The sequence below is a fragment of the Pseudoalteromonas sp. TB51 genome (assembly GCF_000498055.1).
Classification (GTDB): Bacteria; Pseudomonadota; Gammaproteobacteria; order Enterobacterales; family Alteromonadaceae; genus Pseudoalteromonas; species Pseudoalteromonas atlantica.
This window is the reverse complement of sequence record NZ_AUTO01000285.1, coordinates 1-1,454: the sequence shown is the minus strand read 5'-3', so window position 1 is coordinate 1,454 and position 1,454 is coordinate 1. Positions and strand designations below refer to the sequence as shown.

The following is a 1,454-nucleotide window of genomic DNA, read 5'->3' as shown; positions in this document are numbered from 1 at the left end:
CGGCCGTTAAAATAGCAAACGGGGTAACAAAAAAGAGTAGCCGGCGTTCCATCACTTTAAGCATTGAGTTACAGGCTTTTTCTTCGCTCATTGCGTGGTATACAAATAACCGAGGTAAATAAAAAATACCGGCAAACCAAGCAATCATAAAAAAAATGTGCAGTGTTTTATAAATTAGTAAAGCGCTCATAAGAATCCTAAAGTAGGCTGTTACGAATAGTTAAAATATTATTTATTTGATCCCAGCGTAATAGCCCCATTATTTGCTGATCATCTAGCAAGTTGTATACATACAGGGCGCCGCTGCGTTTATCTTTTAAAATATCAAAGGCATCAGCTAAGGTCGACTGGCTGCTAATGCCTTGTAAGCTAATGTAGTTTATATTTATGTTTTCGCCCGACATCAGGGTAAGGTCGTACTCTGCTAGGCGATAGCCGTTTTCTTCATCGTAAACTATTAAAGGGGTTTGGCTGTCCATGGCGTCTAAGGTGTTTTTAATTTGCTCTTTATCGTCTGAATAAAGCAGTTTAAAGTCCTCATCCATATCATCCATTATCCCCACTTTTTGTAGCGCCTCCGTTGCGGGCGATACATGATAGGGTAGCCCCTGAAAATCGAGCTGTTGCAAAAATATAGACCGATTGCCAAATACTTGCAGCGCCGTTACATAGGCGGTTGTTATCACTAACATGGCCGGTACAATAATCTCTGGCGAGGACGTAAGCTCCATCACAGTTGTTAATGCTGCTAACGGCGCATGTAATGTAGCTGCGAGTAAACCGGCCATTCCTAATACGCCGTATGTGCCTGCAATGTCAGCACCTGGGCTTATAAATTGGGCAAAAAAGGCCATTAAAGTACCTGTTAATACACCTAGCCCAATAACGGGACCTATTAAGCCGCCCGGTATTCCTAGGCCAATGGCAAACAAGGTCGCTAGCAGTTTAGCTATTAAAATAGTGGTAAGTAGCTGCGCGTTTTCAGGCGATTCAACCGCAATAGTAATCGCACTCATACCCGAACCCATTGCTTGGGGCACTGCATAGGCAATAATACTCGCAATACAACCTGCAATGAGTAAACGAGGAAACATGCTTAAAGGTTTAAATGTTTTTATGATCAGCATTAAATTTTGATTAAAGCTATAGGCAATTGCCCCTAAGGCCATGCCACATAAAATTAAATATGGGTAATGCCAACCACTCAATGGCGTAATGCTAATAAGTGCAAGCTCTGAGCCTTCACCAAACACAAATTGGGTTGCTAATGCACCAGTTAGTGCGGCAAGCATAATTGGCACAAAAATATGCACTTTGTACTCACGTAGCACCACTTCCATTACAAAAATAACCGCAGCCAGTGGGGTATTAAACGAGGCCGCAATACCAGCGGCGACACCACAGCCACTTAATGTGCGCATGGCGTTATGTGGTAAATGAAGTTTATCGGCTAA

At 42.6% G+C, this 1,454-nt stretch carries 2 protein-coding genes; both read right to left on the bottom strand.

What is annotated here, in order from left to right:
* The coding region (locus L650_RS0117025; RefSeq protein WP_029773853.1) for a CopD family protein at positions 1 to 190 on the bottom strand (190 nt) is incomplete at its 3' end.
* 7 nt (positions 191 to 197) lie between these two features.
* Positions 198 to 1,454 (bottom strand): chloride channel protein (locus L650_RS0117020; protein ID WP_029773852.1); only part of this gene is annotated, 1,257 nt, incomplete at its 5' end.